A 25,914-nucleotide genomic window follows, 5' to 3' on the forward strand; every position below is an offset into this window, starting at 1 on the left:
CGTCATGCTCCTTCGGCCCCGGCGTCGTTGGCCGGGGCGGTCGATGGATTCGATGCCCGCACCCGCTCCAGGGCCCCTTTTGTCTGGGCGACGAAGTCCGGGTCGAGCAGGGGGTGGGAGTAGAGGGCGGCCAGCGCCGCCGCCATGCGCAGGTGCCCTTCCGGGGTGAACACGTCGACGCCGAGCGCGCGTGACACGTGCTCGTTCATCGCGGCCAGCCCCGACTGCATGCCGACGAGGACCGCGGCGAACGCCCGGTGGTCCTCGGTGATGTCCGGCATGTGCGTGCCGATCCAGTCCTCGGTCCGCGCGACCAGGTCGTCGAACATCGCGGCGGCGGTGGTCGAGCCGTCCAGCAGCGCCCGGGTCACGTAGCGGTACGTCAGCAGGATCTCCGGGTGCGCGGCCGGCAGGAAGCCCGGGTTGGCGATCTCGCCGCCGAAGACCAGCTTCTCCTTGATCTCGATCGCCCGCTCGAGCACGTAGGCGTCGCACGCGTCGTGCAGCGCCTCCTTGGACCCGAAATGGTGGCGCAGCAGGCCGGGCGACACCCCGGCGAGCTGCGCGATGTCGCGGACGGTCGTGCCGTTTATGCCGCGCTCGGCGAACAGGCGGATCGCGGCGTCCCTGATCCGCGCGCGGGCGGTCAGGTCCTCGTAGGCCCGGTCCCTGCCGTGGTCTGCCATCGATCCCACCTCCTGTACCGGCGTATCGGAAGCTACACGCCGACGCAGCCGACTGTACGCGTGTATAGCGGTTGCCGCCAGAGGCCCCTCGTGATGTGGTGGAGCGCATGTCGAAACTCGACGATCCCGGACTTTTCGGCCGTCAGTGGGCGGCGACCTACGACCGCACCGACAACCCCGACCCGACGGACGCGGTCGCGTTCCTCGCCGGGCTGGCCGGCGCCGGCCCGGCGCTGGAGCTGGCGATCGGCAGCGGCCGCGTCGCGCTGCCACTCGCCGCCCGCGGCGTCGCCGTCGAGGGGATCGAGGCCGCGCCGGAGATGGTCGAGCTCATGCGGGCCAAGCCGGGCGGTGCGGACATCCCCGTGCTCGTCGGCGACATGGCCGACGTCGCGGTCGACGGCGGGCCCTACCCGCTGGCCTACCTGGTGTTCAACACGCTGTTCAACCTCACCGGCGAGGGCCGGCAGGAGGACTGCTTCCGCAACATCGCCCGGGTCCTGGCGCCCGGCGGCGCGTTCGTGATCGAGGCGTTCGTGCCCGACCCGGCCGACTTCGACCGCGACGAGCAGCAGGTCCAGGTCCGGTCGGTGACCGACGACGCGGTGACGATCCGGCTGCACCAGTACGACCGCGCCGCCCAGACGTTCGTCCGCCAGACCGTCACGTTCACCGACGGCGGCGTGCGCCTCAAGCCCTTCGGCATGCACTACCGCTGGCCGGAGCAGATCGACGAGCTGGCCGCGGCGGCGGGGCTGCGCCTCGAGGCCCGCTACGCGAACTGGCGCCGCGAGCCGTTCGGCCCCACCAGCCGCGACCACATCTCCGTTTACCGCAAGGCGTGAGGCAGGCTGACCCGCACGACGAGGCCGCCGCCGGGGCGGGGGAGCGCGGACACCTCGCCGCCGTGCGCCGCCGCGATCGCGCGCACGATCGCCAGGCCCAGGCCGTGGCCGTCGGCGGCGGAGCGCACCCGCTGCGCGCCGAGGCGCTGGAAGGGCTGGAAGAGACGGTCGAGCTCCTCATGGGGTACCACAGGACCGGTATTGGAAACCGTCAGCGTCGCGCCCTCGGTGGCGACCTCGACCCGCCCGCCGGCGCCGACGTTGTGCCGGATCGCGTTGTCGACGAGGTTGGCCACGAGGATCTCGGCGAGCTGTTCGTCGCCGGTCGCCGGCGCCGGGGCGAGGGACGACGTGACGGCGATGCCGACGGCCTCGGCCGCGCCGGTGCGCGCCTGCACGACCCGGCGGGCGACGTCGGCCAGGTCGAACGGGGCCGGCTGCTCGATGCCCTGCTCGCCGGTGGCGAGGGTGAGCAGCGCGTCGATGAGCCGCGCCTGCGCCTCGCCGAGTGCGAGCACGTCCCGGCCGGCCGTGCGCAGGCTGTCGGTGTCGGCGTCCGGGTCGGACAGCGCCACCTGCAGCAGCGTGCGCTGCGCGGTCAGCGGCGTGCGCAGCTCGTGCGAGGCGTTGGCCACGAAGCGCCGCTGCGCCTGGAACGACGCCTCGAGCCGGCCGAACAGCTCGTCGAGGGTCCCGGCCAGCTCGGCGAACTCGCCGCGGCGCCCGGCCGGGCCGAGCCGGCGGTGCAGGTTGGTGGCCGAGATGTCCCGCGCGGTGTCGATGATGAGCCGCAGCGGGCGCAGGTAGCGGCCGGCGATGTACCAGCCGACGACGATCGACACGAGCACCATCGCGGCGAACGAGATCGCCGACAGGCCCAGCAGGTGGTTGCGGACCTCGCCGCCGCCGTCGCCGGGCGGCGGCACGATCGGGCCCTGCCCGACCGGCTGGGTCTGGCTCGCGCCGAGCAGCGGCACGAGCAACAAGGCGGCGCCCGAGACGAGGAACGGGCCGGCGTACAGCAAGGTCAGCTGCCGCCGCAGCGTCCAGCGCGCCATCACGCCTCCTCGACGCGGTAGCCGGCCTCGCGGACCGTGTGGATCACCGGTGGGTCGCCCAGCCGGGCCCGCAGCCGGCGAACCGTCGTCTTCACCGTGGTCGTGAACGGGTCGGCGGCCTCGTCCCACACCCGTTCGAGGAGCTCTTCGGCGGACACCGGCCGCCCACCCGCCGCCATGAGGCACTCCAGCACGCCGAACTCCTTCGGGCTGAGCTCCAGGCGGCGCCCGGCCCGGGTGGCGACGCGCTGTGCGGGGTCGAGGGCGAGCTCGCCGACGGTCAGCACCGGCGGCAGCGCCGTGGCCGGGCGCCGGCCCAGCGCCCGGATGCGGGCCACCAGCTCGTCGAAGTCGAACGGCTTGGGCAGGTAGTCGTCGGCGCCGAGGCCGAGCCCCTCGACCCGCTCGCGCACCGTGCCCGAGGCCGTCAGCATCAGCACCCGCGAGGCCGGGTGCTCGGCCACGATGTGCCGGCACACGTCGTCGCCGCCGACGCCGGGCAGGTCGCGGTCGAGGACGACCACGTCGTACCGCGTGACGGCCAGGCGCTCGAAGGCGTCGACGCCGTCGAGGACCACGTCCACGGCCAGCCCCTCGCGGCGCAGCCCGGTGCCGATGGTCCGGGCCAGGATCTCGAAGTCCTCAACGACGAGCACGCGCATGGGACAACCATGCCAGGCACGCGGTGACACCGTGGTGTCACCGGCCGCGGCGTAGACCGGACGCCATGATTACCGTTGAGGGCCTGCGCAAGCGGTTCGGGCCCAACCTCGCACTGGACGGGATGACGTTCACCGTCCGCCCCGGGCACGTCACCGGGTTCGTCGGCCCGAACGGCGCCGGCAAGTCCACCACCATGCGGGTCGTGCTCGGCCTCGACGCACCCGACGAGGGCACCGCGCTCGTCGGCGGCCGCCCCTACCGCACCCTCGACCGGCCGCTGTGCCACCTCGGCTCGCTGCTGGACGCCGCCGCGCTGCAGCCCGGCCGCACCGCGCGCAACCACCTGCTGTGGCTCGCGCACTCGCAGGGCCTGCCGTCACGCCGCGTCGACGAGGTCCTCGAGCTAGCCGGCCTCGGCGGCGTCGGGCGGCGCCGGGCCGGTGGCTACTCCCTCGGCATGCGCCAGCGCCTCGGCATCGCCGCCGCCCTGCTCGGCGACCCGCCCGCGCTCATGCTCGACGAGCCGTTCAACGGCATGGACCCCGAAGGCATCATCTGGATGCGCACCTTCATGCGGGAGCTGGCCGGGCAGGGCCGGGCGGTGCTCGTCTCCAGCCACCTCATGAGCGAGCTGCAGGGCGCCGCCGACCACATCGTCGTCGTGGGCCGCGGCCGGGTCATCGCCGACGCGAGCGTGGCCGAGCTGCTGGCCGGCGCGGCCAACGGACGCATCACGCTGCGGTCCTCTGCCGTCGATCGGGCTTCCGTGGTACTGCGGGACGCCGGCGCCACCGTGACGCCGAACGGCGACGGGACCCTGACGGTGTCCGGCCCGGTGGCGGAGGACGTCATCGGCGCGCTGCAACGCGCCGGCGTGCCCTTCTCCGAGGTGTCCGCGCACCGCGCCACCCTCGAGGACGCCTACCTCGAGCTCACCCGCGACGCCGTCGAGTTCCGGGCGGCGTCATGAAGGGCTTCCTGCGCCTGCTGCGCGCCGAGTGGACGAAGCTGCGCACCGTGCGCGGCTGGGCGCTGGGCCTGGCCGCCGGCGCCCTACTCATCCTCGCCTTCGGCCTCACGCCGAGCCGGCAGGGCTCCTGCGGCCAGAACGGCCCCGGCTCCGAATGCACCCCGCTGCACGGCCCGAGCGGCCAGGAGGTCAGCGACAGCTTCACGTTCGTGCACCGCACCCTGACCGGCGACGGCACCGTCACCGCCCGGATCGCGGGCCTCACCGGCGTGATCGACGACGGTGCCGGCGGGCAGAAGGAACACCTCGTGCCGTGGGCGAAGGCCGGGCTCATCGTCAAGGACGGCACCACGCAGGGCTCCGCCTACGGTGCCGTCATGCTCACCGGCGAGCACGGCGTGCGGCTGCAGTACGGCTACGACCACGACGAGGGCCACGCCGCCGACGCCGCCATCAGGCCGCAGCCGATGTGGCTGCGCCTGACCCGCACGGGCGACGTGCTCAAGGCCGAGCGCTCCGCCGACGGCGCCGCCTGGACCACCGTCGGCACCGCCCGGGTGCCCGGACTGCCGGCGACCGTGACCGCCGGGCTGTTCGTGACCTCGCCGCAGTACTCCGAGCGGGTCAACCAGGGGGTGGTGCTCTCCGGCGTGCAGGGCGGCCCCAGCGAGGCCACCGCGACGTTCGACCACCTGGCCACGGCCGGCTCCTGGTCGCCGGACTGGGAGGGCACCGTGATCGGGCCCCATCCCGGCCCGGGCGACGGCGGTGGCGGCGGACCCGCCGGCGGGCACACCGCGCGGGCGGCCGGGCCGCAGGCCGGCTTCGAGCCCACCGCGGACGGCTGGTCGCTGACCGGGTCCGGCGACATCGCACCCGCGGCGTCGGGCGCGTCCGGCGGCGGCGTCACCGTCAGCCAGACCCTCATCGGCACGTTCGTCGGGCTCATCGCCGTCGTCGTCATCGGCGCCATGTTCATCACCGCCGAGTTCCGCCGCGGCCTCATCCGCACCACCTTCGCCGCCGCGCCCCGCCGCGGCCGGGTGCTCGCCGCGAAGGCCCTCGTCCTCGGCGGCGTCACGTTCGTCCTCGGGCTCGCCGCCGCGTGGGTCGTCGTCGCGTTCGGCGTGGACGTGCTGCGGGACAACGGGGTGTACGTCCACCCGGCCACGGCGGCCACCGAGGCCCGCGTCGTCGTCGGCACCGCCGCGCTGCTGGCCGGTTGCGCGGTGCTCGCCGTCGGCCTGGGCACCCTGCTGCGCCGCGGCGTCACCGCGGTCACCGTCTCGGTGGTCGTGGTCGTCCTGCCGTACCTGCTGTCGGTCACGGTCCTGCCGTTGCGCGCGGCGGACTGGCTGCTGAGCGTCAGCCCCGCCGCGGCGTTCGCGATGCAGCAGAGCGAGCCGCGGTACGACCAGATCGACAACATCTACTCACCGGCCGACGGCTACTTCCCGCTCGGCGCCTGGAGCGGCCTGGCCGTCCTCGCCCTGTGGATCGCCGTCGTGTACGCCGCCGCCGTGACGAACCTGCGCCGGAGGGACGCGTGAGGACGGCGCTGCACGCGGAGTGGACGAAGCTGCGCACGTCGCCGGGCACGGCCTGGCTACTGCTCGGCGCCGTCGCGGCCACCGTCGGGCTGAGCGCCCTGGCGGCCGCGGCCGTCAACTGCGGCGCCACGTGCGAGGCGGACCTGCCGAAGGTCGGGCTGACCGGCATTCAGCTCGGCCAGGCCGTCGTCGCGGTCCTGGCGGCGCTGGTGATCGGCAACGAGTACAGCACCGGCATGGTCCGCGTCAGCCTCGCCGCCGTGCCGCGGCGCACCCGGATGCTGGCCGCCAAGGCGCTCGTCACCGTGGCGGCGGCCGGCGCGGCGGCCCTCGCCGGCGTCGCCGGCTCGCTGCTGGCCGGGTGGCTGCTACTGCCCGCGCACGCGTTCGCCTGGCGGCCGGCGATCGGGTCGGTGCTGTACCTCGTGCTGATCGCCCTGCTCAGCCTCGGCCTGGCCACGGCGGTGCGCAGCTCTGCCGCGGCCGCCGGGATCGTGCTCGCCCTGCTGTACGCGTGGCCGATCGTGGCCCGGGTCGTGACCGACAAGACGTGGTCGCGGCACCTGCAGCAGATCGGGCCGATGAGCGCCGGCACCGCCGTACAGGCGACGAAGAACCTGGCGACCCTGCCGATCGGTCCGTGGGCCGGCCTGGGCGTGCTGGCACTGTGGGCACTCGGCGCGATGCTGGCGGGTTGGCTGCTCCTGGTGCGCCGCGACGCCTAGAGATATTCGGCGAAGAACGCCGCGGCGGCGCCGGCGGCCTGCGTGACGTAGGGCTCCTGGTCGTAGAGGTCGACGTGGCGTTCGCAGTCGATCCACTCGAAGCGCTTCGGGCCGGGCGCCGCCTCGTACGCGGCGCTCGCCAGCTCGGGGGAGCAGTAGGCGTCGACGCGGCCGTGCACGACGAGCAGCGGGGTGCGGGCCAGCAGGGCGGCGGCGCCGAGCGCGTCGAACGTCAGCAGCGAGTGCAGCGAGCCGCGGGTGACCTCGTTGCGCCAGTGCTCTGCGTTGCCGTAGTAGGAGTACGGCTCCTCGCCGGACATCGCGGCCTCGCCGCCGTCCGGCGCGACCGCCGGCATGTGCTCGTCGTAGCGGCCGATCAGAGCGGCCAGGGTGGCGCGGTAGGCGTCGGGGTCGCGGGCGAAGAAGGCGGGGCTGTTGTACCCGCCGGCGATGCCCGCGACCGCGCGCACCCGCGGGTCCTCGGCCGCCGCCCGCAGCGCGTAGCCGCCGCCCAGGCACACGCCGAGCACGCCGATGCGCTCCGTGTCGACGGCGGGGTGCGCGGCCAGGGCGCCGACGGCGGCGCGCAGGTCGGCGAGCTTGCCCTGCACGTCCTCGTGCGCGGGGCGGCCGCCGCTCTCGCCGAAGCCGCGGTGGTCGAACGCGAGGGTGACGAACCCGGCCGCGGCGAGCCGTTCGGCGTAGACGCCGGCGACCTGCTCCTTGACGCCCGCGAACGGCCCGGTGATCGCGAGCGCCGCGCGCCGTTGGCCCGCTGCCGCGCCGCGCAGGTGGCCCTTGAGGATTATGTCTTCGCTTGTGAATTCGAGCTGTTCTACCGCCACGAGTCGACGTTAGGCTCTGACGCGGTACCGCTGACAGAAGGCACTTTCGGGTGCCCATACCGGAGGTTCGATGGCGATCGTCGTCCCCGACGTGCTCGACGAGTCCTGCGCGACGCGGCAGGCGCTGGAGCGACTGGCGTCCAAGTGGCGGGTCCTGCTGATTTACGCGCTCGCCGCCGGGCCGCAGCGGCACGCCGAGCTGCGGCGGCGGCTGCCCGGGATCACGCAGAAGGTGCTCACCGAGACGCTGCGCGGGATGGAGGCCGACGGGCTCGTCGAGCGGCGGGTCCTGCGGCAGGAGGCGCCACAGCACGTCGAGTACTCGCTGAGCGCGCTCGGCAAGACCCTCGAGGGCCCGCTACAGGCCGTCTGTGACTGGGCGACGGTGAATGTTACACCGGCGCCGCCCGCCTGACCTGCGCCGCCGAGACCGAGGGCATCGACACGGGGAGAAAGTGTCGTACCCCGCGCCTAGTGTCCGTGGCATGCGCCGCCCAGTGCTCATCAGTGCCGTGTTGACCGCCGCTCTCGCCGCCGCGGCGACGCTGGCCTTCGCACTGCCGGCGGCCGCCGCCGAGCCCTACCTCGACCCGAGCCTGCCCGTGCCGCAGCGGGTCGCCGACCTGATGTCGCGCATGAGCCTCGACGAGAAGCTCGGCCAGATGACGCAGGCCGAGCGCGGCTCGGCCAGTGCCGCCGACGTCACGCAGTATCGGCTGGGTTCGATCCTGTCCGGCGGCGGCTCCGCCCCCTCGCCTAACACCGCCGCGAGCTGGGCCGACATGACCGACGGGCTGCAGCGCGGAGCCCTCGCCACGCCGCTGAAGATCCCGCTGCTCTACGGCTCCGACGCCGTCCACGGTCATAACAACGTCGTCGGCGCGACCATCTTCCCGCACAACATCGGCCTCGGCGCCACCCGCGACCCGGCCCTCGCCCAGCAGGTCGGCCGGGCCACCGCCGACGAGGTGCGCGGCACCGGCGTGCAGTGGACGTTCTCGCCGTGCCTGTGCGTGGCCCGCAACGACCGCTGGGGCCGCACCTACGAGTCCTTCGGCGAGAAGCCCGAGCTGCCGGTGTCGATGGCCACGATCATCGACGGCTACCAGGCCGGCGGCGTGCTCGCCACCGCCAAGCACTACGTCGGCGACGGCGGCACCACGGGCGGAGTCGACCAGGGCGACACCCAGCTGTCCGAGTCCGACCTGCGCGCCATCCACCTCCCGCCGTTCCAGGAGGCGGTGCGCCGCAACGTCGCCTCCGTGATGATCTCCTTCTCGTCGTTCAACGGCCAGAAGATGCACGGCAACGACTACCTCATCAACGGCGTCCTCAAGGGCGAGCTCGGCTTCAACGGCTTCGTCGTGTCCGACTGGAACGGCATCGACCAGATCGAGGGCGGCGAGGGCTTCACCGGCTCCGAGGTCCGCCGCGCCGTCAACGCCGGCATCGACATGGTCATGGTCCCCACCGAGTGGAAGACGTTCATCACCACGCTGCGCGGCGAGGTCCAGGCCGGCCGCGTGCCCCAGGCCCGCATCGACGACGCGGTCCGGCGCATCCTGACGAAGAAGTTCGAGTACGGGCTGTTCGAGCACCCCCTCGCCGACCGTTCCCTCACCGGCACCGTCGGCAACGCGGCACACCGCCAGGTCGCCCGCCAGGCCGTCCGCGAGTCCCAGGTCCTGCTGAAGAACGCCGGCAACATCCTGCCGCTGCCGAAGTCCGGCCGCCTCTTCGTCGCGGGCAAGAGCGCCGACAACATCGGCCTGCAGAGCGGCGGCTGGACGGTCAGCTGGCAGGGCGCTTCGGGCAACACCACCCCCGGCACCACGATCCTGCAGGGCATCCGCTCCGCCGCCGGCTCGTCGGCGACGGTCACTTACAACGCGACGGGCGCCGGCATCGACCGCACCTACTCCGCGGCGATCGCGGTGATCGGCGAAACCCCCTACGCGGAGGGCCAGGGCGACCGCCCCGGCTCGCTGGGCCTGGACTCCACCGACCTGCAGACCCTGGCGACCCTGAAGGCCTCGGGCGTCCCGGTCGTGGTGGTCCTGGTCTCCGGCCGCCCGCTGGACATCGCCGCCCAGCTGCCGGACTGGAGCGCCCTGCTGGCGTCGTGGCTCCCCGGCACCGAGGGCGCCGGCGTGGCCGACGTCCTGTTCGGCGACTACGCCCCGACGGGCAAGCTCCCGGTGACCTGGATGCAGAGCGCTTCGCAGGAGCCGATCAACGACGGCGACGGCAAGCCCGCCCTGTTCCCGTACGGCTTCGGCCTCACCTACACGACCACGCCCCCGCCCGGCACTCCCGGCCAGCCCGGCACCCCGACGGTCTCCGCCGTGACGTCCACGTCGGCCACCCTGACCTGGACCGCCCCCACGACCGGCACGACCCCCGTCTCCTACCGGGTCCTGCGCGCGGGCTCTTTGCTGGCCACGACGACCACCACCACGTATCCGCTGACGGGCCTGACGCCGGGCACCAGCACGCAGTACACGGTGGTAGCGGTGGACGCCGCCGGCAACGCGGGCCCCGCATCGTCCCCCGCCACGGTCACCACGCCCCCCGGCACCACGACACCGCCACCGTCGTCGACGTGCTCGGTGACCTACTCGGTGAACGACTGGGGCGGCGGCTTCACCGGCTCCCTGACCGTGAAGAACACCGGGCAGACCGCCCTGAACGGCTGGACGCTGTCCTTCACCTTCCCCGGCAACCAGAAACTGAGCCAGGGCTGGTCCGCCGTCTGGTCCCAGTCGTCGGCAACGGTCACGGCCCGCAACGAGACCTGGAACCCTTCGCTGCCGGCCGGCGCCACCATGTCGCTGGGCTTCAACGCCACGTACACCGGCTCCAACCCCCGCCCGACGTCCTTCACCCTGAACGGAGCCACCTGCACCACGTCGTAGCCCGCACCCGCACCACGTGAGGCCCGGCCGCGCTCTGTTTGGCGGCGTGGTACGCGGCATCGCCGGGATAGGCGACCATGGGCCCAGACACCGAGGCGACGTTGCCGACCCGGCCGTACCGGCGCTCCACCATAGGCGGTCCACCTGCTCCGGATCGGTCAGGTCCGCCACGAGGCCAGACGCGCCGGTCCCGGCGGCGCGCAACTCCGCCACGCGCTGCTCAATGACCGGACGTTGCTGCTTCGGGTACATGACCACGCTCGTCACAACGAGGTACGGTCGCATCGATCGGATCTTCGGGGAGCGCACCCGTCGCTCAGTCCAGGCCATGGAGGACGAGGCAATGACCACTCTGTACGAATTCGCCGGCGGCGACGAGGCGCTGCATCGCCTGGAAGAACTGTTCTACACCAAGGTGCTGGACGACCCCACGCTGCGCAGCGTGTTCCCCGCCCGCCAGCCGAGCCATGTCGAACACCTCACCTGGTTCACCGCCGAGTCCTTCGGCGGCCCCGACAGGTTCACCACCGGCCTGGGATTTCAGTACATCATTGACGTCCACCGCCATCTGAAGATCACCGACGATCAGCGGGAACGGTTCGTCGCCCTTTACCTCGAAGCGATCGATGAAGTTGGTCTGCCGGACGACGCCGCTTTCCGCGCGGCCGTGCGCGAGCACCTCGAGTTCGGCGCCCGCGTGGCCCAGCAGAACTCGCATGCCGAGACCGATGACCAGCTGCATCCGATCCGTGAGGTCCCCGCTTGGACATGGCCGCGACAGTCTGAAGACTGACGGGCATCCGCGAACTTTGATGCGTCGGCTAGGTCGAGCGGACGTCGATCTCGGGGTGGGCGGCGGCAAGGAGCGACACCATGCGGGGTGCGGCGTCAACGCCCGTGGCCGGGCACGTGCCGTCCACGCCGCACGGCGTCGCGGTCCTGCGCGCAGCGCTGGCCCGTTGACCTACAGGTACGGGCCGAGCAGCGTCAGGTCGGCCGGGGAGAGCCGGTCGCGGGCGGTCTTCGCCTGGTGCCAGTACGGGTACAGCAGCGGCACCGCGCTGACCTCGTCGAGGCGGCGCCGCTCCTCGATGGAGAGGACCAGGTCGGCGGCGGCGAGGTTGTCGGTGAGCTGCTCGGTCGTGCGGGCGCCCACGATGACCGAGGTGACCGCCGGCCGACCAAGGAGCCAGGCCAGGGCAACCTGCGCGGCGGAGACCCCGTGCGCCTCGCCGACCTCGACGAGGACGTCGACGGTGTTGTACAGCTTCTCCTGGTCGTACACCGGAGGCTCGTCCCAGTCAGTGAGCTGGCGGGCCCCGGCCGCCGGCGTCGCGCCGCGCCGGTACTTGCCCGACAGCAGCCCGCCGGCGAGTGGGCTCCACACCAGCACGCCGAGACCCTGGTCGACCGCGGCGGGAAGCAGCTCGTACTCCGCGTCGCGGGCCTGCAGCGAGTAGTAGATCTGCTCGCTCACGAACCGCGGCAGCCGGTTGACGTCGGCCACGCCGAGCGCCTTCAACAGCTGCCAGCCCGTGTAGTTGGAGGCGCCGACGTAGCGGACTTTGCCCGAGCTGACCAGCAGGTCGAGGGCCTCCAGGGTCTCCTCGAGCGGCGTAACGCCGTCCCACTCGTGGACCTGGTAGAGGTCGATGTGGTCGGTCCCGAGCCGGCGCAGGCTCGCCTCGCACCCGGCGATGACGTGGTGCCGCGACAGCCCGGCGTCGTTGGGCCCGGGTCCCATCGACATCCGTACCTTCGTGGCGACCAGCACCTGGTCGCGCCGGCCGTTGAGAACCTCGCCGACGATCTCCTCGGACACGCCTTCGGAGTACACGTCGGCGGTGTCGATGAGGTTGATGCCGTGGTCGAGGCACATGTCGACCTGGCGGCGCGCCTCGGGCACGTCGGTCGAGCCGACCGCGGCGAAACCGCCCTTACCGCCGAACGTCATCGTGCCCATCGTGAGCACGGAAACCATGAGACCGGACCGGCCGAGAGCGCGATACTGCACGCCGGTCACGATACCGGCCTCGTCGCCGCGCTTCCGGGCTCTCGAGTGGTGAATGGGGAGTGAACCGTCAGGGTCGCTATTTCGTGCGTTTCCGCGCGGAAGGTCCTGAACGGTGTCACCACAGTCCGAGTTGGGTTGTGGTGTCCCAATGAAGGTCTCGCGTTTCTGTCCGACTGTGGGTCGGTTTTGCGCCCACCTGCCCGCCCCGCCGGGTCCTTGCGGGCCTGGCGGGTGGTGCGGGTCTTCTGGTCGGCTCCACGCGGTTTCGGCACTCGCGTGCCCGGTTTGCACGGTGCTTCGACTTCCGGCGCGGCATACCCATACGCGCGCCCCTACGCTTGCCGTTGTTCGACTTCGCGTAGTTGTCGAACGCCGCCGCTGCGTTGGCAAGGCCGGTGTTGTACGCCTCCTTGGAGTTCTCCTGCCACCAGTCCGCGAAGCGCGGGTCGGTCTTGTTGACCTCTTTGAACGTTTTCCGCAGCGCAGGCAAGCTCCAGGACCGCCAAGGCGTCAGCTTGGGTGACCTTCTCCGTCAGGTTGAGCATTCGGTGCTCGTCCTCGAGGTCGGCCTGGCGCTCACGGTACTCACGCTCGGCGGCGCAAGATGCGTGCTCGGCAAGCAGACCGGTGAACCGCTCCGGCGCGTTGCGCGGGTCGACCTTCCACGCTGTGGCCTGCTGTGGAGTCAGCGCCTCGGTCACGCCAGCGCCACGCATCCACCGGGCTATCTCGTGGACCTTCATGTGCATGACGTTCGCCGTGGGCACGGGACACAGGGCGCGGTCCGCCGTCTTCTGCAGGCTCAGGGGCTTCTTCGGCACTACTGGTCTTCCTTTGCGGTCGCCGCGGCGATGGCACGGGCGGCGCGGTTCTTCGCGGCCCGCTGTCCGTACAGGCGGGCACAGAGCGCTGGCCACGTTGGAGGGGGCCTGCCGTCTATGTCGGCCGGCCCAGCAGGCCGTCGAGGACCCTGTCGAGCGCGGGGGACGGTGGGGCGCCGTCGAAGTCGAACGTCACGACCGCGCAGGTGTCGCGGGTGACCCGGACCTCGCGGGTCTCTCCGACCACGTCGCGCAGCATCAGCACGTCCACCGTCTTCGGCTGGGACGAACAGCCCATGTACGGGATCTCGCCCGCGGCCGTCCTCGCCGCCTCCTCCACCGCCGTCGCGGTGTCGCGGGCGACGCCGCGGTCGGTGACCTGGCTGGTGCGGTCCCAGCTGCCGTCGGGGCCGCGCACGTACCGGCACGCGGTGACGACCGCGAGAGGCGCCGGCAGGTAGCGGTGGTCCTGGCCGTAGGTGTACATCCAGACGTCGGAGGCCGGATCCGGGCTGTACCTGCCGTCGGCCGGCCCGCTCGTGAGCCGCTGGATGCAGCCGGCCGCGGGCACGTCGGCCGGCCTGGCCACCGCGAGTTCCTGCGCCGTGAACCGGGCGTCGAACGCTTCCACCGCGTCGCCGCTCTGGTAGCGCGTGATCGCGTCGCGCCGGACGAATCCGCAGGCGGTGGCGAGCTCGACGGTCGTCTTCGTGCCGTCGCGGTACTCCAGGGTGAGGTACCCGCCTCCGTAGCCGCCCTGGAAGCAGGGGTCCATGTCGTTGGCCGGGAGCCCGTTCAGCGCGGTGATCAGGCCGGCGACATCGCGGGTGAGGACGAGCCGCCGCGGCGGCCCGGGGCGCTCGACGTGCAGCTCGGGCACCGGGTTGTAGCGGCACAGGACGGCGCGGACCGCGCCGGGCGGAGCCAGGTCGCCGGGCGCGGTGGACGGCAGGGCCCCGTTCCCGGACTCGAACCGCGGCGGCATCGCCGGGCAGTCGCCGGCGACCGGCCGTTGCGGACCGGCCGTCTCGTTCGTGTCCGGGTGGGCGGTGGCGACCGCGACCGCCCCGCCGAGCAGGACGACGGCGACGCATCCCGCGGCCAGGAGGCCGGCGCGCAGCCGCCGGCGACGCACCCGGCGGCCGACCGCGGCCAGCCGGTCGGGCGGCGCCGCGAGCTCGGGCACCAGCGTTTTGAGGAGCGTGCCGATGTCACGGCCGCCATCAGGGTGCGTCATGGTGCTCAGCTCCTTCGTCAGTGAGCAGCGATCGCACGGCAGGGTCGGTACGCAGCGCCTGCAAGGCCCGGAAGGCCAGGGTCTTCACGGTGCCGGCCGAGCAGCCCAGCAGCTCGGCCGTCTCGGCGACGGTGCGGTCCTCGACGTACCGCAGGACGACCACCGCCCGTTGGCGGCCGGTGAGGCGCGCCAAGGCGCGGCGCAGCCCGTCGCGGGCGGCCGAGTCGACGGCGACGTCTTGGGCTCCAGCCCGGTCTGGCGGCGCCGCGCTCGGCAGTTCGCCGCGCCAGCGCCGCCGCCACCAGCTCATGTATGTGTTGTAGAGCACCCGCCGGACGTACCCCTCGGGATTGCCGTCCTTGGCGATCCTGTCCCAGTGCAGCCAACTGCGGGCGAGGGCGGTCTGCAGCAGGTCCTCGGCGCGCCCGGCGTCGCCGGTCAGCAGCCACGCCGCGCGCAGCAGCCCGTCGGAGCGCGCGGCCACGAACTCGGCGAAGCCTTCGGGTGGTGCGGGTGCTCGGGTCATCCGGGTCCTCCTGCCGGTACAACCGGGTGGACGCCGCCGGCGGTTGACAGGTTATGGCGCATGCGGGGCGGCGTGCGCTTGACCCGGAGCCCAGCCGACTATCCGCTATACGAGGACTGAACGCGGTGTTCCGCCCCCTCGGCCATCGACATCCTGCCTGGTAATGCCGAGCGTCAGGTTGGCCGAGCCCACGCAAGATCGAGTGCACTGTCCGCGCCGGCCGGCGCGTGTCGGTCTCGCCTGTGAATCGCGCGTTCGGCGCGACGTCAGGTACCGCCACGAACGCCAGGTGCCGCACCCACCAGAACCACTGATCTTCGACGTCGCGGTCAGGGCCGTCGCCAGGTGTCGTTGAGCAGGGTGCCGTCGACGTTGCCGGCGTTCCCGGTCAGGCCACCGAAGAGGATGGTCGTGTCGGCTCGTGGGTCGTAGACGGCTGCGCTGAAGTCCCGCCGGGGCGGGTCGGCCGGGCCGGGAATGAGCCGGTTCCACGTGTTTGCGGTGTGGTCGTACTCCCAGGTGTCGCCGAGGAGTCCATCGCTTCCGGCGAAGCCGCCGAAGAGGATGACCTTGTCGGTGGCGGAGTCGTAGACCATTGAGGCGTAGCCGCGCGTGGAAGGGCTCCGGACCGGCGACAGGTTCTTCCACGTGCCTGTCGTCGGGTCGTATTCCCAGGTGTCGTTGAGACGGCTGCTGCCGTCGTAACTGCCGAACAGGCCACCGAACAGGATCATTGTGCCGGTGGCAGCGTCGTAGACCATGGACGAGCCCCAACGGGCGTGGGGGCCGCCGGCGCTGTGGACTTCGCTCCACCGGTTCGCGGCGGGATCGTAGACCCAGGTATCCGCGAACTCGCTGTTGCCGGTCCATCCGCCGAAGACGACAGCCTTGCGGGTTGCCGGGTCGTAGGCCATCGACGGGTAGAGGCGCGCGGGCGGCCGCACACCGGCCGGCTCGACAGGCGTCCACGAATTGATCGTGAGGTCGTATGCCCACAGGTCGTTGGCCAGTCCGGTGGTGGCGACGCCTCCGAAGAGCAGGATGCGGTGATCGGCCGGGTCATGGACCAGCCCGTGGCCGAACCGTCCCGGCGGGAGGGTGCCGGCCGGCGTGAGTTCGGTCCAAGTGCTGGTGGCGGGTGTATAGGTCCAGGTGTCGTTGAAGTACCGACTGCCGGCGCCCTTGCCGCCGAACAGGATGACCCGGCCGTTGGTGTCGCCGGCCATCCAGTGGCCGTCGCGCGGCTGCGGGACGCGCCCCGCGGAGTCGGCCTCGCGCCAGCCGGCGATCGCCGGCTGGCTAACGGAGGGCGGCGGCGTGCCCGGTGACCGGCCCATTAAGCTGCATCCGGCGAGCAACGCTGACAGTGCCAGTGCCGGTATCGCGGCGGCCGGTCGCTGGAACCGGCGAGGGCGGATATACACCTCGTGCCTCCTCACCTGGCGACGCCGGCTGGGCGCAGCGTCGGAATGTCATCGCCGTCAGACTCGCGGCGGTTCCTGTGCTGGTGCTGAAGATCTGGGGTTCTTCAGTGACTGCTCAGGGAGTGCGGTCCGATACTTGGGCACATGAATGGTCAGCCGGCGCGCGTTGCGGTGGTGGAGGACGAGGGGCCCGTGCGGCTTGCGGTCGAGCGTGCGCTGCGCCGCGAGGGGGTGTGGGTGGCCGGTATTGCCGGCTTCGTGGAGCCTGATCGGATCCTCGCGCTCGCGCCGGACCTGGTCATTCTCGATGTGGGGCTGCCGGGCGGCGACGGTTTCGACCTTGCGGCGCGGCTGCGTGCGGGGCGTGATGTGCCGATCATGTTTCTTACTGCGCGCGACACGGTGGAGGACCGGCTGCGGGGTTTCGCGCTGGGCGCCGACGACTACCTGGTCAAGCCGTTCGCGCTCGAGGAGCTGCTCGCGCGGCTGCGCGCCGTGCTGCGCCGCACCGGCCGCCTCGACCGGGTCATCGAAGCCGGTGACCTGATCATCGACGAGCAGGCGGGCCTGGCCACCCGTGGCGGCGAGCCGCTGGAGCTGACCCCGACCGAGTTGCGGGTGCTGGCCTACCTGGTCCGCCATCGCGGACTCGTGCTGTCAAAGACACAGTTGCTCACGCAGGTCTGGGGCTACGACGCCTATGACCCGAACGTGGTCGAGGTGCACATGAGTGCGCTGCGGCGCAAGCTCGAGGCGCGCGGGCCGAGGATCATCGAGACGGTCCGGGGCCTCGGCTACCGGCTGAGTCCGCGATGAACACCGGATCGCTGCGCAGGCGGATCATCATGACGACGCTTCCCGTGCTCGCAGTGGTCCTTGCCGCGGTGGTCACCGCGGTCACCCTGCTGTACCGCGCCAGCCTTGACCGCGACCTGGAGCGCCGCCTGACCGCCGCCGCGGGCGCGATGCGCCAGGCGTGGCCCGCAGGCCAGGCTAAGCAGCTCGCCTTTACCCTGGCGCTGGAAGGCATCGCCACCGACATCGTCACCGGGCCGCCGAACGCGGCCGATCCGGCCACCGCCGCGGCGGCCTCGGCGCGGCCGGACGTCAGCGTCGCGCGGCACGACTCGCTGCTCGTCGTGCGGCACACCCTGCCGGACGGCACCCAGATCACCTACAGCGCCAGCGAGGTGCAGAACGACCGCGCGGTGCAACGCCTGCTCGCGATCGAGATCGCGGTGTCGCTGGCCGCGCTCGCCGTCGCCACGCTGCTGGTGATGCGCGCCGCAACGACCGCACTGCACCCGCTGACCGAGGTCGCGCGAACGGCTCGGCGCATCGCCTCGGGCGAACGGTCACAACGTCTACGGCCAAGCCGCACCGACACCCAGCTCGGCGGCATGGCGGCCGCCTTCGACCAGATGCTGGACGCGCTCGAAGCGGCGATCACCCGCGCGGAGCACGCCGAGACGGCGATGCGGAACTTCCTCGCCGACGCCTCCCACGAGCTGCGCACCCCGATCGCCGCCCTGCAGGCCAGCGCCGAGGTGCTCCTGCGTGAGCAGCCCCCGCGTCCCGAACGCGACACGATCGAAGCCTCGCTCGCCCGCGACGCCGTGCGGCTGGGCCGCCTCGTCGACGACGTGCTGGGCCTCGCCCGGGCCGAGACGCAGCAACAGTTCGCCGAGCTCGACCTCAACGCACTGATCCGGCAGCTGGCCGACCAGGCGGCCGAGCGGGCCCCCGGCACCCGGATCACGCTCGGGCTCGGCGACCGGGCGATGGTCCACGGCGACCCCGACGCCCTGCGCCGGCTAATGCACAACCTGCTCGACAACGCCCTGGCCGCCGTGCCCCGGACCGGCGGTGCCGTGAGCGTCTCGGTCCAGCGCACCGACGAACACATCGAAGTCCGCATCACCGACAATGGACCCGGCATCCCCGACGCCGAGCGGGAACGCATATTCGAACGATACGTCCGTCTCACCCGGTCGGTCCCCGGCCACGGCCTCGGCCTGGCCATCGCCCGCCGCATCGCCCGCCTCCACCACGGCGACCTCGTCTGCGACGCCGCCGCCACCGGCGCCGCATTCACCCTCCACCTCCCACCCGCCGCGGCCGGCAATGCGCTGACATGGCGCATGAGGGGGGGTTGATCGCCGTCACCGTCGGCGGCCTTGGGTCGCAACTCTCACGTTTACGGCCGACCAGCCGGCGCGAACCACGCGCTCCCGGTCGGCTCTCAGGCCGGGTTTCGGCGCTGACGGCGCAGCCAGATCAGGAAGACAACCGCCGCGACGGCATTGACATAACCGAGGATCGACGCGCCGAGGAGTACGGAATCGTCAGCCTGCCGAGTCGCCGGACAGTACGTCAGGGCTGATGCCGTGCATCGTCGGTCCTCATGCTTTCGCTGACGGTAGGAACGGTCAGAGAAAGCATCTGGCCGCTGCGGTATCCGACACCATCAGTGCCAACTCCACGGCCCCAACGGCATCCGGCAGACCTCCCGTCAGGCGTTCGTCTACGCGGCGGAGTAAACGCGGCCGTCCCCTCGCGTCTGTCAGTGGCAGAGGTCGGAGCGAGGGGGCGGATGATGATCTCACGTAGGTACCTCAAGATCGTGCCGGTCGCGATCGCCGCGGCGGCGCTGACCGCGGCTTGTACGTCCGGGTCGAGCGACCCGGGCGGCGTCGGCCGGTCGAGCACCGTGCTGACGATGGCGAACGGTTCGGCGAGCATCGCCTCCTATCCGGCGGTGGCGCAGTTCGTCAACCGGTTCACCGAACTGGAGTCCGGGCTCTCGGCAAACGTGGTGGATCGGTGGGGCGACTTCAAGCCGGACTCGGAGCAGCAGATCGTCCGGGACGTGGCATCCGGCAAGGCGGACGTGGGGTGGGTGGGGGCCCGCGTCTTCGACACCCTCGGGGTGTCGAGCCTCCAGGCGCTCAGCGCCCCGATGCTCGTCGACAGCTACGCCCTGCAGCAGGCCGTCGTGGACAGCGACGTCTCCCGCCGGATGCTCGACGGCGTCGACAAGGTCGGCGTGCACGGCCTCGGGCTCCTGGCCGGCGGGCTGCGCAAGCCGGTCTCGGTCAAGCGGCCGTTCCTGCGGGCGGCCGACTGGCAGGGGGCCCGGTTCGGCACGCTCAAGTCCGCCACGCAGACCACCGCCATCGAGGCGCTCGGCGCGAAGCCGGCGGAGGTGCTGGCTCAGGACCGGGACAAGGCGATCGACTCGGGCCAGCTCGACGCCTTCGAGATGTCGCTGCGCGGGTACCAGTTCAACTCGCTGGAGCGGCGGGCGCCGTACGTGGCCGCGAACGTCAACCTCTGGCCGGAGATGATGGTGCTGATCGTCAACCCCGACCGGTTCGGCAAGCTCCGCGACTACGAGCGGGCCCGGCTGGTACAGGCGGCGAACGAGACCGCCGCGCGCTCCGGCGAGCTTTCCGGCGGCGACGCGGCGCTGCTGGCCCAGGAGTGTCAGCTCGGCGCCCGGGCCCACGTCGCGGCGGCCGATGATCTCGCCGCGCTGCGGGACGCGTTCGCGCCGGTCTACGCGAAGCTGCGCGAGGACGCCACTACCCGGGACCTCATCGCCCGGATCGAGGAGTTCAAGCGGTCCACCACGGCCGAACCGGCGCTGACCGTACCGGCCGGCTGCACCGAAACCGACCCCGCGCCTGTTGCGTCGAACGCGGCCAACGAGCTGCTCGGCACCTGGGAGGCGGCCAGCCCGCACCCCTACCTGTTCGAGGTGACCGACAGCGTGTGGATTCAGTATGAGCGGCGCACCGACGGGTCGGCCGAGCAGGGCTGGCGCGGGACGTACACCATCAACGGGTCGACCGTCCGGCTGAAGGAGATCGGCGCCGGATGCGAGCTGGAGTACCAGTTCACGCTCCAAGCAGGGGAGCTGCGCATCAAGGTCGTGCGCTCCGGGCCGGAGGACAACCCGGACTGCGGGCCGCACGATCTGGCCGTCCAGCGCTTCATCTACGAGACCGCCCCCTTCCGCAAGACCAAGTAGCCGGGCGGGGGTTTCGATGGCCAGTGCGAGCGTGTTGAATCTGGGTCGGCGACGGGCCGGCGCAGACCGGGCCGCGTTCGCCGGAGCGGGGCAGATGGCGGACGCGGCGCAGTTCACGCTGTTCTTTCGGCAGGAGTTCCCGCGCGTCGTGCGCACCGTCTTCCTCATCACCGCCGACCACGGGCGGGCCGAGGAGGTCGCCCAGGACGCCTTCATGCAGCTGCTGCACCGCTGGGACGCCGTGTCGGGCTACGAGCAGCCCGAGGCGTGGGTGCGGCGGGTCGCGATCCGGATGGCGGCCCGCCTCGCCCGGCGCGAGCAGATGCGCCGGGTGCTCGAGGGCCGGTTCCGGGCGGACCTCACCGCACCGCCGCCGGACGAGCCCGGCGACGCGGTGCACCGGGCGGTCCAGGGCCTGCCGTCCCGCCAGCGCGCCGCCGTCGTGCTGTTCTACTTCGAGGACCGACCGATCGCCGAGATCGCCGAGATTCTCGGCTGCACGGCGGCGACGGCCCGGGTACACCTGCACAAGGCCCGGCAACGCCTCGCCGGCGTCCTGCAGGAGGAGGTCGACGATGCCGTTTGATGAACGAGTGCGCGAGGGCCTGCACCGGGCGGCCGCCTCGATCGAGCCCGACGTCGAACGCTCGCTGCACCGCATCACCGCCGGACGGCGGCGCTCCCGGGTGTACCGACCGCTCATGATCGCCGCCGGCGGGCTCGCCACGTTGCTGCTCATCGCCGGCGTACCGGTGCTGCAGCGCCTACTGTCCGCCGGCTCGCCGGAGGGGGTCGCCGGGGGAGGCACGCTGGCCGGCCGGTACGAGACGACGCTGCGCGCGTCGCAGGTCGCCGCCGTGGACACCGCGCTGGCCGGCACCTGGCGGCTGCAGCTGCGGCCCGACGGCACCGTCGTGCTCGACCCACCCGAGGCGCTGCAGGCCCCGCACGGTCCGGTCTGCGGGGAGGTCGGCTCGCCGTGCCGCTACGACGCCGACGCCGGCACCTTCCGGACCAACCTCGAGCCGGGTACCCCGGGCGCTGCGTGCAACTCGCTCGGGACGTACACCTGGCGGCTGCACGGCGGCCGGCTGACCCTCCACACCGTCAGCGACCCGTGCGCCGCCCGCCGGACCCTGCTGGCCGCCTCGGAGTGGACCGACCTGGCCGATCCGAGGCTGCCCGAGGGCGCGTACCGCACCGGAGCGCTGAGTCTGGACCAGCTGCGCCTCGCCGGCGCCGCGGCCGGCCTGGACCAGGCCGGCGTGGAGGACTTCTGGCGCGGCGAGGGCGTCACCCGCACGGTGGAGCTGACGCTGCGCCTCGACGCCGGCCAGTGGACCGTGCTGGTCTCCGCGGACGGCCGGCCGGACGTGCAGGCGTGGACGGGCTGGTACGCGATCGAGGACGACCTGACCGTCCGGACCACCGAGGCCGCCACGTCGTGCGCGCAGGCGACGTACCGCTACCGGCTCGACGGCGACACGCTCCGGCTCGCCGGCGCATCCCGCGAGTGCGACGGCCGGGCCGGCGTCATCCGCCTGACCGCCCTGCACCAGAGCGCCCCCTTCATCCGGCAACACGGCTAGTCAGTTTCCCGGTGCCTTCGGCGCGCCGCGTATGCGGGAAATCGGGCTGGTCTGGGCTCGTACCGTGGCCTTGGTGCCGCCGGCCCGCCACCGCCGACGATTCGGAGGCCACGGGCACCTGTGCGGAATCGAGAAACATGATCGTTACGGCCGTGTCGCGGCGAAGAAACCCCCGCCAGTTGCGATCTTCATCGCGGCGGCCCGTGCCGCCGCGTACATCGCATCACGGAGGCTGCACATGGCCGTTGGTCCACAATCGCTCTCCACCGACCAGCTCAACGCGTTCATCGTCGCCCGGCTCGCCATCTCGGGCGTCGACATCAACCTGTTGCCGACCGCGGCCGACCCCGTCACGGGCGCGCCGACCCAGGCCCAGGCCCTCGCCTCACTTCGGTCGTTCCTGCTGAGCAACCCCGAGGCCATCAACTCGTGGCGGCCGGGTGACGGCGACGCCGCCCAGAGCCAACAACTCGACCCGCCGCTGGAGTATCCGTCGATCACCGAAGCCTGGACCGGGCGAGTGACGGGACAGGCGGCCGGACGATGAGCCGCGAGATGAACCGGCGGGCGTTCCTCGTCCGGTCGGCGGCCGTCGCCGCAGGTACCGCTGCTGTGACCGCCCTGCCGGCCGCCGCTTCGAGCGCGGCACCCGCGCTGACCCGGAGCGGGCAACGGCCGGTCGACATGCCCGACGTCGCCGTGCGGCCCGAGGCGCGCAACGACCCGACCGAGGCGACCGTCGCCGAGGCCGCCACGTTGCTGCGGCGCCGCTCGCTGAGCGCCGTCGACCTCGTGGAGGCCCACCTGGACCGGATCGCCCGGTTCGACGCCACGTACCAGGCCTTCAACGCCACAACGCCGGACGCCGCACGGGCCGCAGCGAAGGCCGCAGACCAGCGCCGGACCGGCCCGCTCAGCGGCATCCCGCTGTGCATCAAGGACAACTACTTCACGGCCGGGGTGCTCACCACCGCCAACTCGTTTATCTTCCGCGACTTCATCCCACCGTACGACGCCACGGCGGTCGCGCGGCTCAAGGCGGCCGGCGGCATCGTCGTCGGCAAGGGCCAGATGGGGCCCCTCGCCACGACGCGGGCCACTACTCCCAACGGTACAGTGACGACCGTCAACGCCTGGACGCCGCAGGACCAGTCGGTCGACCCGGGCGGTTCCTCCACCGGCCCAGCGTGCGCGGTGGCGGGGCGCATGGCGTGCTCCTCGATCGGCACGCAGACCGGCGGCAGCATCGTGAACCCATCGAACCAGCAGAACCTCACCGGCCTCAAGCCGACGATGGGCCGTACGTCCATCCACGGCGTCATCCCGCTGTCGTACACCCGCGACCACTCCGGCCCCCTCGCCCGCGACGCGCTCGACGCCGCCATCATGCTCACCGTGCTCGCCGGGCCGGACCCGGACGATCCGCGCACGCTCGGCCTGCCCAGCGTGCCGGACCTGATCACATCGGCGCTGCCCGTGCGCCGCAAGGGCCGCGTCGAACTGCGCCGCCCGACGACGATCGGCGTACCCCCGGACTACCTCACCGGCGGCAGCGCGGGCGTGCTGGCGCTACGCCGCGCATTCCTCGACACGCTCGCGTCGATCCCCGGCGCGCGGGTGGTCGACGTGACCTACCCGGCCGACTGGGGCCTGCTGACCGGCACCTTCAACAACATCAGGCTCAGCGAGCGCACGGAGCCGTTCCTGCCGTACCTGAAGCAGGACCCGAAGCTGTTCGGCGTCTCCCTGCTGAGCTGGCTGCAGGGCCTCTTCCTGTCCGGCGACGAGTGGATCACAGGCCAGCGGGCCAAGCACCACCTGCTGCGAGAGGTGCTCGACGGCGTGCTCACCTCGTGCGACGTGCTGCTGCAGACCGGCCCGGTGCCCTTCGACATCCTCGGTCTGCCGGAGCTCGGGCTGCCGATCGGGTTCACCGCGGTCGGTGCCAATCCGGCGGTACCGGTCGGCACCATCCTCGGCGCCGGCCCGTACGAGGAGGACCGCCTGCTGGAGGTGGCCGCGGCGTACCAGGCCCTGACCGACTGGCACACGCGGCGCCCGGCCGATCCGGCGCCCAGCGCGCCGGCGGCGACGAGAGCGGCGACGGCTACGGCAGCCGTCCCGCTACGCCTGACCCCCGAGGAGGCGGCCGCGACCAGCGCCTGACGAAAGGCCGACGAGCCGCCGCGTGGGTCCCGCATCCAAGCCGGGATCCACGCGGCGAGCGTCAACGAATTTCCGTCTCGCCGTGACCGCGATCGTCCTGGTCTGCATCGGCCCGTAGCGCACCCCGGTGACCCGTTCGATCACCTCCGCAACCCTCGCGAGGGTCCCGCGGCGCCGGCGGCCAGCCGGCCGGCCAGCGCGTCGAGTTCGCGACGTCGGCCGACGAACGCGGCGTCCGGGTGTGCACCCGCCCAGTATCGCCGAGCCGCCGGCTCGGTACCGAGAATCAGTACCCCGGCTCAGGGCTGGCACGGATGCCCGCGTCGACGGTCGGCGGCAGGCTCACGGCATGAACATCACCACACACACCCTTCCCGACGCCCACCCGGTCGGCACCGGCTGCGTCGACGGCGCGCTCGCCACCGTCTATGGCACCGGCGATCCGCTCGGGGCGATCGTCGGCTGGCCGCTCGGCGGCGGCGAGGGCCTGCCGCTCGGGGACTCCGGCGAAGCCCGTCCCGAGGAGATCCCCGCATGACCACGGTAGCCGCGGCCGACGCCGGTACGTGGACCGTCGACGCAGGGATCCTCGCCGGCTTCGCCGCTCGCAACTTCGCCGTCAAGATCGTGCGCGGCACGATCGCGGTGACCGCCGGCATCGTCGAGATCGGGCCCGACGGGCGGCCGTCACGGCTGTCGGGCACGCTCGACCCGGCCTCGATCGACACCGGCAACCCACGGCGGGACAAGGACCTGCGCGGCAAGCGCTTCCTCGACGTGGTCAACCATCCGCGCATGGACGTGGTCGCCGAGCACATCGAGCCGACCACCACCGGCTGGCGGGCCCGGGCCGTGCTCCGGGTGGCCGGGGCGGAGGCTCCGCTCTGGATCGACGGCACGATCGACGACGCGTCGACCGCGGCGCGCCTATTGGTGACCGGCACGGCCCGGCTGGACCTGCGAGATGTGGGCATTCGCGCGCCGCGATTGCTGGTCGGCCGCTGGGTCGAGCTGACCGTCTCGGTCCACCTGACCCGCCGACCGGATTGAGGGGAAGCGATGCGGAAGGTCATCACCGCCGCAGTAATGTTGATCATCGGGTACGTCGTCGTGTCGAACACGGACGTGCGGCGGTGGATCGGTGACGCCATCGACCGGCCGTAGCCGGCGCCACGACGCAGCACGAGGGCGGTGATGCCATCAGCCCGAAGCCGAAGCAGTCGTCATCGACGAGCCGGCCTCCGACCATTCCGAGCGCCGGGAAACCCGACGAGGCCCGCGACCCGGGGCAGGCGTGGGTCGTCGCGGCGCCCGGCCAGAACGGGTCGTCGGACTACCCGACCCGGAATGTCGACTGCGGCCGGATCGACACCTTCATCAAGCTGGGCACGGTCAACGGTCCCGCCGGCAACGCCTGGAAGTGGAAGATCTTCGTGTCGAACCGGGCGGACTATCAGGGCTCGCCGATCAGCGGCGTTAACATCGACCCACCGACAGGCACCGTCGAGGTCGGGCAGACCCCGACGCTGCGTGTCACCGGCTCGTACGAAGGCCGGGCTGGCGCCGTGTTCTACATCCACGTCGAGTCGGTCTACGGCAGCGGCGGGGCGGCGCTCGCCTACACCTGCCGGTGACGGCCGTGGCAGCGGCACCCGGCGATCGGGGTCAGTGTGCCGCGGGGCCGGTGCGCCGGGCCGGTGGAACAGCTCGATCAGCGGGTCTCCATCGAAAATTGATGCTGAGATCGGTTATGCCGCTCCTTGTATGGGGTTGAGGGTGACGGTGTAGCCGAGTTGGTTGAGGGCTCGGATGGCTCGGTGGCGGGCGCGGTCGGGGTCGCGTCGCAG

Annotated in this window: 26 protein-coding genes; 17 read left to right on the top strand and 9 right to left on the bottom strand. The window is 72.2% G+C overall.

The window, feature by feature from the left end:
• Positions 1–2: 2 nt before the first annotated feature.
• On the bottom strand, positions 3–686 hold the full coding sequence (locus tag ABD901_RS48030; RefSeq protein ID WP_345139084.1) for a TetR/AcrR family transcriptional regulator: 684 nt from the start codon (positions 684–686) through the stop codon (positions 3–5).
• Positions 687–793: 107 nt separating this feature from the next.
• Between ABD901_RS48030 and ABD901_RS48035 the strand changes: the two genes are divergently transcribed.
• Positions 794–1,531 (top strand): class I SAM-dependent methyltransferase, encoded by a 738-nt coding sequence (locus ABD901_RS48035; RefSeq protein ID WP_345139086.1) that lies wholly within the window; start codon positions 794–796, stop codon positions 1,529–1,531.
• Here ABD901_RS48035 and ABD901_RS48040 read toward each other — a convergent pair.
• Both ABD901_RS48040 and ABD901_RS48045 read right to left on the bottom strand, forming a co-directional pair.
• The gene (locus ABD901_RS48040) at positions 1,516–2,589 is read right to left on the bottom strand and encodes a sensor histidine kinase (protein WP_345139088.1); all 1,074 of its coding nucleotides are present in this window, start codon (positions 2,587–2,589) and stop codon (positions 1,516–1,518) included. The genes ABD901_RS48035 and ABD901_RS48040 overlap by 16 nt on opposite strands.
• Entirely contained in the window at positions 2,589–3,251 is a 663-nt protein-coding gene (locus tag ABD901_RS48045; protein WP_345139091.1) for a response regulator transcription factor, read from the bottom strand. Before ABD901_RS48045 ends, ABD901_RS48040 begins: the two co-directional genes overlap by 1 nt.
• A gap of 65 nt (positions 3,252–3,316) precedes the next feature.
• Between ABD901_RS48045 and ABD901_RS48050 the strand changes: the two genes are divergently transcribed.
• Genes ABD901_RS48050 through ABD901_RS48060 form a run of 3 tightly spaced genes read left to right on the top strand, consistent with a single transcriptional unit; the run spans position 3,317 to position 6,497 of the window.
• Positions 3,317–4,222, top strand: a complete 906-nt coding sequence (locus ABD901_RS48050; RefSeq protein WP_345139094.1) for an ABC transporter ATP-binding protein — start codon at positions 3,317–3,319, stop codon at positions 4,220–4,222.
• Positions 4,219–5,772, top strand: coding sequence for an ABC transporter permease subunit (locus ABD901_RS48055; protein WP_345139098.1), 1,554 nt, complete (start codon positions 4,219–4,221; stop codon positions 5,770–5,772). Before ABD901_RS48050 ends, ABD901_RS48055 begins: the two co-directional genes overlap by 4 nt.
• On the top strand, positions 5,769–6,497 hold the full coding sequence (locus tag ABD901_RS48060; protein ID WP_345139101.1) for an ABC transporter permease: 729 nt from the start codon (positions 5,769–5,771) through the stop codon (positions 6,495–6,497). Before ABD901_RS48055 ends, ABD901_RS48060 begins: the two co-directional genes overlap by 4 nt.
• Here the strand turns inward: ABD901_RS48060 and ABD901_RS48065 are convergent.
• Complete coding sequence (locus tag ABD901_RS48065; RefSeq protein WP_345139104.1) at positions 6,494–7,342, bottom strand: alpha/beta hydrolase; 849 nt, start codon at positions 7,340–7,342, stop codon at positions 6,494–6,496. The two genes, ABD901_RS48060 and ABD901_RS48065, sit on opposite strands and share 4 nt — an antisense overlap.
• 70 nt (positions 7,343–7,412) lie before the next feature.
• On the opposite strand from ABD901_RS48065, the gene ABD901_RS48070 reads away from it, so the two are divergent.
• The 3 genes from ABD901_RS48070 to ABD901_RS48080 all read left to right on the top strand — a co-directional run bounded on the left by ABD901_RS48070 (position 7,413) and on the right by ABD901_RS48080 (position 11,050).
• Positions 7,413–7,757, top strand: coding sequence for a winged helix-turn-helix transcriptional regulator (locus ABD901_RS48070; protein WP_345139107.1), 345 nt, complete (start codon positions 7,413–7,415; stop codon positions 7,755–7,757).
• A 70-nt stretch (positions 7,758–7,827) separates the two neighbouring features.
• Positions 7,828–10,257, top strand: coding sequence for a glycoside hydrolase family 3 N-terminal domain-containing protein (locus tag ABD901_RS48075; protein WP_345139109.1), 2,430 nt, complete (start codon positions 7,828–7,830; stop codon positions 10,255–10,257).
• A gap of 250 nt (positions 10,258–10,507) precedes the next feature.
• Positions 10,508–11,050 (top strand): group II truncated hemoglobin, encoded by a 543-nt coding sequence (locus ABD901_RS48080; RefSeq protein WP_345139112.1) that lies wholly within the window; start codon positions 10,508–10,510, stop codon positions 11,048–11,050.
• Between the two features lie 171 nt (positions 11,051–11,221).
• Here ABD901_RS48080 and ABD901_RS48085 read toward each other — a convergent pair whose 3' ends face one another.
• The 5 genes from ABD901_RS48085 to ABD901_RS48105 form a co-directional block, all read right to left on the bottom strand.
• The gene (locus ABD901_RS48085) at positions 11,222–12,271 is read right to left on the bottom strand and encodes an aldo/keto reductase (protein WP_345139115.1); all 1,050 of its coding nucleotides are present in this window, start codon (positions 12,269–12,271) and stop codon (positions 11,222–11,224) included.
• 332 nt (positions 12,272–12,603) lie between these two features.
• Positions 12,604–13,092 (bottom strand): hypothetical protein, encoded by a 489-nt coding sequence (locus ABD901_RS48090; protein ID WP_345139118.1) that lies wholly within the window; start codon positions 13,090–13,092, stop codon positions 12,604–12,606.
• A gap of 115 nt (positions 13,093–13,207) precedes the next feature.
• The gene (locus ABD901_RS48095) at positions 13,208–14,329 is read right to left on the bottom strand and encodes a hypothetical protein (RefSeq protein ID WP_345139121.1); all 1,122 of its coding nucleotides are present in this window, start codon (positions 14,327–14,329) and stop codon (positions 13,208–13,210) included.
• A complete protein-coding gene (locus ABD901_RS48100; protein WP_345139123.1) occupies positions 14,316–14,855 on the bottom strand; it encodes a SigE family RNA polymerase sigma factor in 540 nt (179 codons plus the stop codon). Before ABD901_RS48100 ends, ABD901_RS48095 begins: the two co-directional genes overlap by 14 nt.
• 329 nt (positions 14,856–15,184) lie before the next feature.
• Positions 15,185–16,192 carry a Kelch repeat-containing protein gene (locus ABD901_RS48105; protein WP_345139126.1) on the bottom strand — a complete coding sequence of 336 codons (1,008 nt, stop codon included), beginning with the start codon at positions 16,190–16,192 and terminating at the stop codon, positions 15,185–15,187.
• Positions 16,193–16,423: 231 nt separating this feature from the next.
• On the opposite strand from ABD901_RS48105, the gene ABD901_RS48110 reads away from it, so the two are divergent.
• The 10 genes from ABD901_RS48110 to ABD901_RS48155 all read left to right on the top strand — a co-directional run bounded on the left by ABD901_RS48110 (position 16,424) and on the right by ABD901_RS48155 (position 25,701).
• Positions 16,424–17,095 (top strand): response regulator transcription factor, encoded by a 672-nt coding sequence (locus ABD901_RS48110; RefSeq protein ID WP_345139130.1) that lies wholly within the window; start codon positions 16,424–16,426, stop codon positions 17,093–17,095.
• Positions 17,096–17,124: 29 nt separating this feature from the next.
• Positions 17,125–18,435: a HAMP domain-containing sensor histidine kinase gene (locus tag ABD901_RS48115; protein ID WP_345139133.1), complete on the top strand. Its 1,311-nt coding sequence runs from the start codon at positions 17,125–17,127 to the stop codon at positions 18,433–18,435.
• A gap of 437 nt (positions 18,436–18,872) precedes the next feature.
• Complete coding sequence (dctP, locus tag ABD901_RS48120) at positions 18,873–20,312, top strand: TRAP transporter substrate-binding protein DctP (RefSeq protein ID WP_345139138.1); 1,440 nt, start codon at positions 18,873–18,875, stop codon at positions 20,310–20,312.
• A gap of 31 nt (positions 20,313–20,343) precedes the next feature.
• On the top strand, positions 20,344–20,898 hold the full coding sequence (locus ABD901_RS48125) for an RNA polymerase sigma factor (RefSeq protein WP_345139140.1): 555 nt from the start codon (positions 20,344–20,346) through the stop codon (positions 20,896–20,898).
• Positions 20,888–21,901: a hypothetical protein gene (locus tag ABD901_RS48130; RefSeq protein WP_345139145.1), complete on the top strand. Its 1,014-nt coding sequence runs from the start codon at positions 20,888–20,890 to the stop codon at positions 21,899–21,901. Before ABD901_RS48125 ends, ABD901_RS48130 begins: the two co-directional genes overlap by 11 nt.
• 73 nt (positions 21,902–21,974) lie before the next feature.
• Positions 21,975–22,448, top strand: a complete 474-nt coding sequence (locus ABD901_RS48135; protein WP_345139149.1) for a hypothetical protein — start codon at positions 21,975–21,977, stop codon at positions 22,446–22,448.
• On the top strand, positions 22,445–24,067 hold the full coding sequence (locus ABD901_RS48140; protein WP_345139152.1) for an amidase: 1,623 nt from the start codon (positions 22,445–22,447) through the stop codon (positions 24,065–24,067). Before ABD901_RS48135 ends, ABD901_RS48140 begins: the two co-directional genes overlap by 4 nt.
• A 349-nt stretch (positions 24,068–24,416) precedes the next feature.
• The gene (locus ABD901_RS48145) at positions 24,417–24,605 is read left to right on the top strand and encodes a hypothetical protein (RefSeq protein WP_345139156.1); all 189 of its coding nucleotides are present in this window, start codon (positions 24,417–24,419) and stop codon (positions 24,603–24,605) included.
• Complete coding sequence (locus ABD901_RS48150; RefSeq protein ID WP_345139159.1) at positions 24,602–25,117, top strand: YceI family protein; 516 nt, start codon at positions 24,602–24,604, stop codon at positions 25,115–25,117. The genes ABD901_RS48145 and ABD901_RS48150 overlap by 4 nt, the downstream gene beginning before the upstream one ends.
• 383 nt (positions 25,118–25,500) lie before the next feature.
• The gene (locus tag ABD901_RS48155) at positions 25,501–25,701 is read left to right on the top strand and encodes a hypothetical protein (protein ID WP_345139162.1); all 201 of its coding nucleotides are present in this window, start codon (positions 25,501–25,503) and stop codon (positions 25,699–25,701) included.
• Positions 25,702–25,914: the final 213 nt, after the last annotated feature.

It is taken from the genome of Dactylosporangium darangshiense, assembly GCF_039537565.1.
GTDB lineage: Bacteria > Actinomycetota > Actinomycetes > Mycobacteriales > Micromonosporaceae > Dactylosporangium > Dactylosporangium darangshiense.

What these genes read in the sequence shown, in the direction of transcription:
- ABD901_RS48110 (WP_345139130.1), top strand. Translation starts at nt 16,424, where the DNA reads ATGAATGGTCAGCCGGCGCGCGTTGCGGTGGTGGAGGACGAGGGGCCC.
- ABD901_RS48105 (WP_345139126.1), bottom strand. Translation starts at nt 16,192, where the DNA reads ATGGGCCGGTCACCGGGCACGCCGCCGCCCTCCGTTAGCCAGCCGGCG.
- ABD901_RS48070 (WP_345139107.1), top strand. Translation starts at nt 7,413, where the DNA reads ATGGCGATCGTCGTCCCCGACGTGCTCGACGAGTCCTGCGCGACGCGG.
- ABD901_RS48045 (WP_345139091.1), bottom strand. Translation starts at nt 3,251, where the DNA reads ATGCGCGTGCTCGTCGTTGAGGACTTCGAGATCCTGGCCCGGACCATC.
- ABD901_RS48115 (WP_345139133.1), top strand. Translation starts at nt 17,125, where the DNA reads ATGACGACGCTTCCCGTGCTCGCAGTGGTCCTTGCCGCGGTGGTCACC.
- ABD901_RS48075 (WP_345139109.1), top strand. Translation starts at nt 7,828, where the DNA reads ATGCGCCGCCCAGTGCTCATCAGTGCCGTGTTGACCGCCGCTCTCGCC.
- ABD901_RS48145 (WP_345139156.1), top strand. Translation starts at nt 24,417, where the DNA reads ATGAACATCACCACACACACCCTTCCCGACGCCCACCCGGTCGGCACC.
- ABD901_RS48080 (WP_345139112.1), top strand. Translation starts at nt 10,508, where the DNA reads ATGACCACGCTCGTCACAACGAGGTACGGTCGCATCGATCGGATCTTC.
- dctP (WP_345139138.1), top strand. Translation starts at nt 18,873, where the DNA reads ATGATGATCTCACGTAGGTACCTCAAGATCGTGCCGGTCGCGATCGCC.
- ABD901_RS48150 (WP_345139159.1), top strand. Translation starts at nt 24,602, where the DNA reads ATGACCACGGTAGCCGCGGCCGACGCCGGTACGTGGACCGTCGACGCA.
- ABD901_RS48100 (WP_345139123.1), bottom strand. Translation starts at nt 14,855, where the DNA reads ATGACCCGAGCACCCGCACCACCCGAAGGCTTCGCCGAGTTCGTGGCC.
- ABD901_RS48035 (WP_345139086.1), top strand. Translation starts at nt 794, where the DNA reads ATGTCGAAACTCGACGATCCCGGACTTTTCGGCCGTCAGTGGGCGGCG.
- ABD901_RS48040 (WP_345139088.1), bottom strand. Translation starts at nt 2,589, where the DNA reads ATGGCGCGCTGGACGCTGCGGCGGCAGCTGACCTTGCTGTACGCCGGC.
- ABD901_RS48050 (WP_345139094.1), top strand. Translation starts at nt 3,317, where the DNA reads ATGATTACCGTTGAGGGCCTGCGCAAGCGGTTCGGGCCCAACCTCGCA.
- ABD901_RS48130 (WP_345139145.1), top strand. Translation starts at nt 20,888, where the DNA reads ATGCCGTTTGATGAACGAGTGCGCGAGGGCCTGCACCGGGCGGCCGCC.
- ABD901_RS48095 (WP_345139121.1), bottom strand. Translation starts at nt 14,329, where the DNA reads ATGACGCACCCTGATGGCGGCCGTGACATCGGCACGCTCCTCAAAACG.
- ABD901_RS48140 (WP_345139152.1), top strand. Translation starts at nt 22,445, where the DNA reads ATGAGCCGCGAGATGAACCGGCGGGCGTTCCTCGTCCGGTCGGCGGCC.
- ABD901_RS48055 (WP_345139098.1), top strand. Translation starts at nt 4,219, where the DNA reads ATGAAGGGCTTCCTGCGCCTGCTGCGCGCCGAGTGGACGAAGCTGCGC.
- ABD901_RS48030 (WP_345139084.1), bottom strand. Translation starts at nt 686, where the DNA reads ATGGCAGACCACGGCAGGGACCGGGCCTACGAGGACCTGACCGCCCGC.